Source organism: Schlesneria sp. (assembly GCF_036405755.1).
Taxonomy (GTDB): Bacteria; Planctomycetota; Planctomycetia; order Planctomycetales; family Planctomycetaceae; genus Schlesneria; species Schlesneria sphaerica.
Genome location: NZ_DASWWZ010000221.1, coordinates 1 through 7,874 on the forward strand (window position 1 = coordinate 1; position 7,874 = coordinate 7,874).

A 7,874-nucleotide genomic window follows, 5' to 3' on the forward strand; every position below is an offset into this window, starting at 1 on the left:
CCAGGACTCACCAAAGCGGATCTCAAGCCTGCCAGTTTCACCGACGACGAACTGATGGCTGTGGCACGACCTGAAGGGGTGGGTCGAGTCGTGTTAATCCAGCATTCGGTCTATCACCTGTTCGACAACTCATACCTGATCGACGCGGTAAAGCGGCATCCAAAGTTGTTCCGGATTCAGGGAATGGTCGACGACCACCAGCCGAAGCCCGGAGAAGCCATGAAAGCCCTCTTGCCGCAAGGGGTCACCGGATTTCGTATCACTCCCTTCGTGCGGAAGGAAGAAGAACGTTCCAAATGGCTGGAAACGCCCGGCATGATCGAAATGTGGAAAACGGGGGCCAAGACGCGACAGGCAATGTGCCTGCTCATTGATGCCTCTGACTTGCCGGCGACGGACCGCATGTGTGAGCAACATCCCGACACGCCGGTCGTCATTGATCACTTCGCACGTATCGGCGTTGATGGACAGGTCCGCGACGCGGACGTGGCTAACCTCAGTCGGTTGGCCCGTCACAAGAATTGTCACGTTAAGATTTCTGCCTTTTACGCGCTCGGCAAGAAGAAACCACCGCATGACGAGTTGATTCCCATGATCAAGCGACTGTACGAGGCCTTCGGTCCCCAGCGGTTAATGTGGGCAAGCGACTCGCCGTACCAGATCGAGGGGGAGAACAACTACAAGGCCTCGATCAGCCTGGTGCGGGACCGTCTCAGCTTCACATCTAAAGAAGATCGGGAGTGGCTGCTGCGTAAGACGGCAGAAAAAGTCTTCTTCTACGCCTGACGCCATTGAAGAGAACGCATCGCCGTGTGGGAGCCTCGGCCCCACACGGTGTGCGGTTTCTTTGTCTTCAGGTGCTCCACAATCGCCCTCGGCGCTGTGTAAACGAATCGTTCTTCAAGTAACGACGCTTCAGCAGTCGTCAGGCCAGTGACCAAACTCCGCGCCCGCCCTGGCCGATTGGGACTCGTTCGTAGAGCACGCGGCCAACGAGTCCGCGTTGACTACTTGGCAACGACACCGCTGCCGAGATTGGTCGCCTCGCTCTTTAATGCCGCAGCACTGTCGATGACGGCGGGCTGTTTCACTTCCACAGGCTTTGCCGGTCGGTGCTTCATCTTCAGGAAGTGCTTTTCGACGAGGTGCCAACTGATGGCCCCGGCAAGGATCGACAACGGAGTCGCGATGAAGAACATTGTGATTGCGGAGACACCGGGCATCGACAAAGCAATCAATTGTTGAATGGGAAACGCGTACAAGTAGATCCCATATGAGAAGTCGCCGTAACGCGACCAGTTCTCGAAATGAATGGCAGGATGGAACGAGAACCAGAACAGGGCATAGGTGATGGCGAACGGAAAGACGAACCGGCCGGCCGGTGGTGCAAAGGATGCAGCGACGAAGGCGATGACCGACGCTACGAACAGCGGCGTCGAAAACGGAATACTCTTGCGGTAGACGTAAAACGCCAATCCGGCGATGAAGTAGGGAAACACCCGGCTCCACGCTTCGGCACTGCCGACGATCGCAGCAAATGGACCTTTATCGAGCGCCGGAACTGGGAAGAACGGATAGAGGGCCCCTGCAATCAGCGTGACGAGGAACAGCCACGGGACCAATCCGCGACGCCTGGTCAACAAGCCAGCGGCGCCAATCGCCATAACAGCCAGGTAGCACTTGAATTCGTAGGGAATTGACCAGAGAGATCCGTTCATCGTGCCGGGGTAAGGGTTGTTGACGAATGCCTCACGCAGGTCGACGTTTCTCAACGCCAGCAGCGAGATTGGGATCGTGAGGAGTCTTTTGACTCCGAAATGAAGGTTTTCTGAAACGAACGGAGCGATGACGAACACACCCAGAAGAACGACGACAATGAATCCGGGATAAATACGGAAGGCCCGTTTCTTCAGGTAATCGACCGCTGACTTTGAACGCAACCAGCTATGTGTGATCAGAAATCCGCTGATGATGAAGAAGCAGCAGACGGCGAACGGACCTGAATTAAGCTGCCCGTGCGTGAAAAGTCCCAGGGGTTCGTTTTCTTCATGACCTTCCGCCAGTGCGTACGAGTGCGAGAAAATCACGAGAACCGCTAACCAGAATCTGCAGAAGTCGAGGTTGTTCTTACCAAAGGAGTCGGACTGCCACCCGGCGAGGGTTTTCGGTGCGCTATCATTTTGCGAAGACAAAAGTCAGTTCCTCCTCGACAATTTCGCAATCGGGCTACAGAAGCCACAATCATTGGTGACGAGTCCGTACGGCATCGTGATTATGTCAAAACGCACCGACGAAGCTCAAGAACCCAAATCGACGTTCATGCGGAAACGGCAGAATGGGGAACAAGTTGATCGTCTGACTGTGACAGGCACATTCGTCTGGGCAGCACGACGAACTAGGGCGCGTTGAACATCGTCCGCAGAGTGCCCGAAGTGTATTGGGGGCATCTGAGAAATGCAATTCAGCAGCGAACGCTATGCTGTCTTTAAGTCTTGTGTGTTAAACACTTAGCCCGGGAACAAAAACGCTCGATGCTCGCCGTGGCCAGGTTATCGTGAGGGATCGAAGGAAGCGAAAATGCGTCTTCGTATCGCCCCGGATCGAGCTACACCGAGCGGCATCCGTCAGATGTTCCTTCGGGAACGGTCTCTGGTGCTTCTGGCTCAAGATTCGGCGGCGCTATTCCTCATCGTCGAGAAACCGGACGTCACTGTCACTGCTGCCGTCGTCTCCCTTTTCGGGGACATACGGTGCAAAGTATTCGACCAATTGCTGTGGAGGAATCGTGATCTCTTCCGTGTGGGCATCTTGGGATTCTGGATCGGGTTCGATGTCCGGCTCACCAGGGCCCATCTCCACGCGGAATTTTTCGCCTGCGAAGGCGAGTTCGTCACCGGGCAACAATGCCCCTCGCAGGACTCGCTGTCCGTTCACTTTCGTGCCGTTCGTGCTGCCCAGATCGCGAATGAAAAGCAGGCCGTCGGTTCGGACGATCAGACAATGCATCTTGGAGACACTGGTCGTTTCCAGGCAGATGTCACACAGGTCATCCTGTCGACCGACGAGTGTGATATCCCGTGTAATCTGAATTGGAGCTCCACCTCCCTTAAGCGGGATTAAATGTGCACGCATTGACACCGCTTTCAGAAGTTAAGACTCAGACTTCGTCGTTCCATACCAGCCAACCAATCGTCCGACAGGCTCCAAAATTGCCAACGGGCTGCGGAGAGACAACTTTGTCCACATTGCATTGTCCTGAAACTATAGACCGAGTCAATACAGTTGCCAGTACCGTAACCGGACGCTCCGATGGTTTACGCTTTAAGGCTGATGAGCAATGTCTGAACGGAGTTACGGTGAGAAGGGATATGACGGATGCAGTGACTTTCTTCAGGACAAGCGAAGTGCACACGATTTGGATTGCGTCGAATTGCCGGTCGCAAGTATAAGACGCGCCGTGCGTTGGCTTGATTCGTCTACTTTTCGACGGCTCGCTTTACATGGACGTATTGCCGCGATTCACCGGACAGCTTTTTGATCAGTTCCGTCAGATGCCTTTGATTCAGAGGGTGTTTTCGATCGGATTGATTTTTGTCGTCTGCGCGGGATTCGGCGGGCTGATATTGGTTAATCAGAAGCAGGCATTTCAGCCTGTCTCCTTCGGTAAGACCTTCACGACAGAGGAACTCACCTCTGCTGAAAAGGCCTTGAAAGCGGCAGGACTGCGGCAATTTCGCCGCGATGGTCACCAATTGCTCGCCCCCGTCAGCGAACTCGATCGTTACAACGGGGTTCTACTCGAAACGGATGCTCTGCCCGCTGACCTGGGGGCACAGATGCTCAAGCAACTCGAATCGCAAAGCCCTTTTACGACCGATCGCCAGCGATCGCAGATGAAAGAAGCTTTGATGCTTCAGGAATTGCGACGAATGATTAAGGCCGTTCCCGACATTGAAGATGCCCGGGTGGCGATCGCCTCTCCCGAGCGGAAACAAACCTGGAACAGAAAATCGCGTGCGACGGCCAACGTCATGCTCAAGCCTCGTGAGGGGCGGGACGTTTCTCCGAGTCTCGTCAATTCCCTACGGCAGGTTGTGGCGAGTATGGTGCCAGACCTCGACCCGCAGGACGTGACCATCTTCGACGTGAGGCGGGGACAGGCCTATTCCGGTGAGACAATTCACGAATCAGGCGAGAGTCTCCTCACCCAGAAAATCCGGGAAGCCACTGCTTACTACGAGCAACGGCTTCAGAAGGCCCTGGCCTACATTCCCCATGTCGAGATCCTCGTTCAGGTCGAGGCGGACCAAGTCAAGTCGGCGATGGCGAGAAGCCGAAATCTGCGGTCACGCCCAGAGATCGTCCAACTCGCAAATCGGCCTGCCGCTATCCAGACCCGCGATACGCATGCGACCGCTTTCCGAGGTTCTACCGAACTGGTCAGTGATTCCACGCGCGAGCCCAGCGAAGAGGATATGCACGAGGCCATTCCTTCCGCTGTCCAGATCAGCGTATCAATCCCGCGTGAACATCTGCAGAAAATTGCGAAACAGCGGGAAATGAGCGGTGACCGAACGCTCAGCCCCGCGGAAATCGAAGAAGAAGTCCTCGCAAAAGTGGAAAATACGGTGGCCTCACTGCTGCCCCTGGATTCGAACCTGTCCGGAGTTTCGGTGACACTCAGCGACGAGTTGCCGGAAAGAAACTCGACTCCCGAATCCGTCGTCGCGGAATCACCACTTGCCAAGTTCTGTCAGGAGAATGCGGGGTCGCTGGTACTGACGCTCGCTGGCCTGGCGGGGATCTGGGCTTGCCAGTATGTGATGACGTCGGTCAAACCAGCCGGGGAGCCCGCTGATCTACGACAAGTCGAGGATTTTGCTCCGGCGCCCGTCGCGCCCGTCCTCGAATCGCATGAAACGCGCATCACCTCCCTCGACCGGATGGCTCATCTTCGGGACGAGATTCGATCGCTGGTCGCCAGTGATCCTGCTGCATCGGCAGAATTGATCGGCAAGTGGTTGAGCGAGATGCCCCAATGAATCACGAATCTCTGGATGGAACGCAGAAGACAGCCATCCTGCTGCTCAGCCTGGATCAGGCGATGGCGGCAGATCTGCTTGGCCGGTTACCTCGCGATCAGGTCGAGCGGATTGCCCTGGCCATCGCCAATGCGGGGACTGTGACGCGAGAACAACAGGAAGCGGTCTTGAGTGAATTCAAAACCGCTTTTGAGTCGCGTCCTCTCATGCAACCGGCCGGCTCGGAAACGGCTCGTGAACTGCTGGAACGCTCGATCGACCAGAATGAAATTGAACCGATCCAGGAGCGACTGGAGGAACGAGTTCACGCCGGTCCGTTCGCTTTCCTGCATTCGCGTCATCCTGACGACATCCGCAAACTGATTGAGACCGAACATCCCCAAGCGATTGCGGTGATTGCGACAAAGCTTCCCTCGTTGCTTGCCTCTCAGGTACTGGCTGGACTGGAGCCGAGCTTACGAGTCGACGTGCTGGGGCGTATGGCGCGGCTCGGCCCCACGGACGCCGAACTGCTGGATGAAATTGCTTTTATTCTGAAAGTGAGAATCGGCCAGGCGCCGCTACGATTGGGAGGAATTTCCGCCGCGGCGGCGATTCTGCGTGAATCGCCACCGGCGGTCTCGCGGGATCTGCTTCAGTCGCTTGATCAGAAAGACACTGGCCTGGCAGGATCGCTTCGTGAATCGATGTTTGCTTTCACTGACATTATCGACATCGAAGATGACTCGCTCGGGATCATTCTGCACGAGACGAAAAGTTGTTCCTGGGCACTCGCGTTGAAAGGTTGCTCAGACAAACTGCGACAACGAGTCGTGCGGGCTCTGCCTGCTCCACAGGGAAAAGGGTTGGCCCGCGACATTCAGTCACTGGGCCCGTTACGGCTCAGTGAAATTACGGCGGCTCAACAGGAAATTTTGAGATCAATCCACGCACTCGCCGCAGAAGGAGACATCGTTCTTCCGAGCAAAGTAGCCGCTACAGAGAAATCCTCCATCAGAACCCGTAAACCCCTGAAACAGTAGCGATCACCCCTCACGGAGCGTCTGGGTACCCACTGTTAGATCCGACAATAATCCGCAATTCAGTGATGTCATGTCTGTTCGCATCATCAAATCAACTGCGACGTCCAGCCTGTCTCAGGCCGAAACATTTAATTTCGTCGACCTGAGAGTGCAGGCTGAGGAGATAATCGTTGCTGCGCGAACGGAAGCCGAACGGATTGTCACCACCGCGCAACAGGAAGCAAATCAGTTGCGCGAAGCGATTCTGGCATCCGCCCGCGAGGAAGGTCTTGCTGAAGGATTTCGAGAAGCAGAGGCTGAAATCACTCGAAAAGCGGACGAAATTTCGGAGCAGCGGATTTCAGAACAACTGAAAACAGCACTCCCCGCCCTGCTCTCCGCGGCTGAGTCTCTGCAGGCCGAGCGAGACCGTTGGCTGGTCAGATGGGAACAGACAGCTGTCCGACTGGGTGTTGCAATTGCAGAAAAGCTGATGCACCGTCAGATCGCAGCTCGTCCGGAATGTGCAACGGAGATGATCACGAATGCCCTGCGGCTGGCTGCGGGACAACCACAACTGACCATCTATCTGCACCCCGATGACCTGTCCGCGTGGGGAGATCGAGCTTCGGAAATTGTCCGTTCGCTGACGGCTTGTGCAGACACGGTCCTCGTCCCCGACTCCACTTCGACGCGAGGCAGTTGCCGGATCGAAACACGCCATGGCGAAATCGATGCTCGCGTGGAAACCATGCTGCATCGCATCGCCGAAGAACTCGTCGAGCACTGACTGTCTCAGTAAACAGGACCACGTATGCTGGCTCTCGAGGACCACCTGAGATCGATCCTGCCGATCAGCCTCACCGGTCGTGTCACGAGGATCGTCGGTCTGACGCTCTCCGTTTCCGGGTTCCCCGCCCCCCTGGGGGCAATTGCAAAGCTCGAGACTGAAGCCGGCAGCACGCTGGAAGCGGAAGTGATCGGCTTTTCTGGCGAGGAGACACTGCTGCTGCCCTACGGGGATCCTCAGGGGATACGTCGTGGAACGCGAGCCGTGCTGGGACAGTCGGTTCAAATTGCCCGCGTGGGAGATGCTCTGCTGGGAAGAATCGTGAATGGCCGAGGCGACTTAATCGACGGGCTTCCCCCCGCGATTCTGCCGTGCCACGTTCGACTTCAGGCAACTCCCATCTCGCCGATGAGGCGTCCACGAATTGATGAACCGTTGGCGACGGGAGTTCGATCGATTGATGGGCTGATAACGTGCGCGAAAGGTCAACGGCTGGGGATTTTTGCCGGTAGCGGTGTGGGAAAGAGCACTTTGCTTGGGCAGATCGCCCGTTCGACTTCTGCGGATGTGAATGTCGTCGTTCTCATCGGCGAACGAGGACGCGAAGTGCGCGAATTCATCGAGCGTGACCTGGGCCCCGAAGGGGCGGCACGCAGTGTCGTCGTTGTTGCTACGGGAGACGATCCTGTGGTCCTCAGGCTTCGTGCAGCTTACCTGGGAACAGCAATCGCCGAATACTTCCGCGATTCGGGGCGCGACGTCCTGCTGATGATGGATAGCGTGACGCGGTTTGCGCTGGCCCATCGCGAGATTGGACTGGCTGCCGGAGAGCCTCCGGCGAACCGGGGATATCCGCCCAGTGTCTTTTCTCATCTGGCAAAACTACTCGAACGAACAGGCCGAACGGAAACTGGCAGCATCACCGGTTTCTACACCGTCCTTGTTGAGGGGGATGACCACAACGAACCGATTTCCGATACAGTCCGTGGTACGTTGGACGGTCATATCGTACTGTCCCGAAAACTGGCTCAACAGAGCCAC

7 protein-coding genes are annotated in these 7,874 nt (G+C 56.3%); 5 read left to right on the forward strand and 2 right to left on the reverse strand.

From position 1 onward, the window contains the following. A partial coding sequence (locus tag VGE80_RS07600) for an amidohydrolase family protein (protein WP_440592220.1) occupies nt 1-786 on the forward strand: 786 nt, incomplete at its 5' end. Nucleotides 787-1,007: 221 nt separating this feature from the next. Here VGE80_RS07600 and VGE80_RS07605 read toward each other — a convergent pair. Together VGE80_RS07605 and VGE80_RS07610 are read right to left on the reverse strand one after the other, a co-directional pair. Next, complete coding sequence (locus VGE80_RS07605; protein ID WP_440592221.1) at nt 1,008-2,192, reverse strand: acyltransferase family protein; 1,185 nt, start codon at nt 2,190-2,192, stop codon at nt 1,008-1,010. A gap of 487 nt (nt 2,193-2,679) precedes the next feature. Then, nucleotides 2,680-3,132 carry an FHA domain-containing protein gene (locus VGE80_RS07610; RefSeq protein WP_373651998.1) on the reverse strand — a complete coding sequence of 151 codons (453 nt, stop codon included), beginning with the start codon at nt 3,130-3,132 and terminating at the stop codon, nt 2,680-2,682. Between the two features lie 368 nt (nt 3,133-3,500). Here VGE80_RS07610 and VGE80_RS07615 point away from each other — a divergent pair, with 368 nt between their 5' ends. The 4 genes from VGE80_RS07615 to VGE80_RS07630 all read left to right on the forward strand — a co-directional run. After that, a complete protein-coding gene (locus tag VGE80_RS07615) occupies nt 3,501-5,042 on the forward strand; it encodes a hypothetical protein (protein ID WP_440592222.1) in 1,542 nt (513 codons plus the stop codon). Further along, complete coding sequence (locus VGE80_RS07620) at nt 5,039-6,064, forward strand: flagellar motor switch protein FliG (RefSeq protein ID WP_440592223.1); 1,026 nt, start codon at nt 5,039-5,041, stop codon at nt 6,062-6,064. The genes VGE80_RS07615 and VGE80_RS07620 overlap by 4 nt, the downstream gene beginning before the upstream one ends. Nucleotides 6,065-6,134: 70 nt before the next feature. Beyond that, complete coding sequence (locus VGE80_RS07625) at nt 6,135-6,833, forward strand: FliH/SctL family protein (RefSeq protein ID WP_440592224.1); 699 nt, start codon at nt 6,135-6,137, stop codon at nt 6,831-6,833. A 24-nt stretch (nt 6,834-6,857) separates the two neighbouring features. Beyond that, nucleotides 6,858-7,874 (forward strand): FliI/YscN family ATPase (locus VGE80_RS07630; protein ID WP_440592225.1); only part of this gene is annotated, 1,017 nt, incomplete at its 3' end.

Bases quoted from the DNA above. Each gene is read 5' to 3' on its own strand.
- VGE80_RS07610 (WP_373651998.1), bottom strand. From the start codon at position 3,132: ATGCGTGCACATTTAATCCCGCTTAAGGGAGGTGGAGCTCCAATTCAG.
- VGE80_RS07620 (WP_440592223.1), top strand. From the start codon at position 5,039: ATGAATCACGAATCTCTGGATGGAACGCAGAAGACAGCCATCCTGCTG.
- VGE80_RS07625 (WP_440592224.1), top strand. From the start codon at position 6,135: ATGTCTGTTCGCATCATCAAATCAACTGCGACGTCCAGCCTGTCTCAG.
- VGE80_RS07615 (WP_440592222.1), top strand. From the start codon at position 3,501: ATGGACGTATTGCCGCGATTCACCGGACAGCTTTTTGATCAGTTCCGT.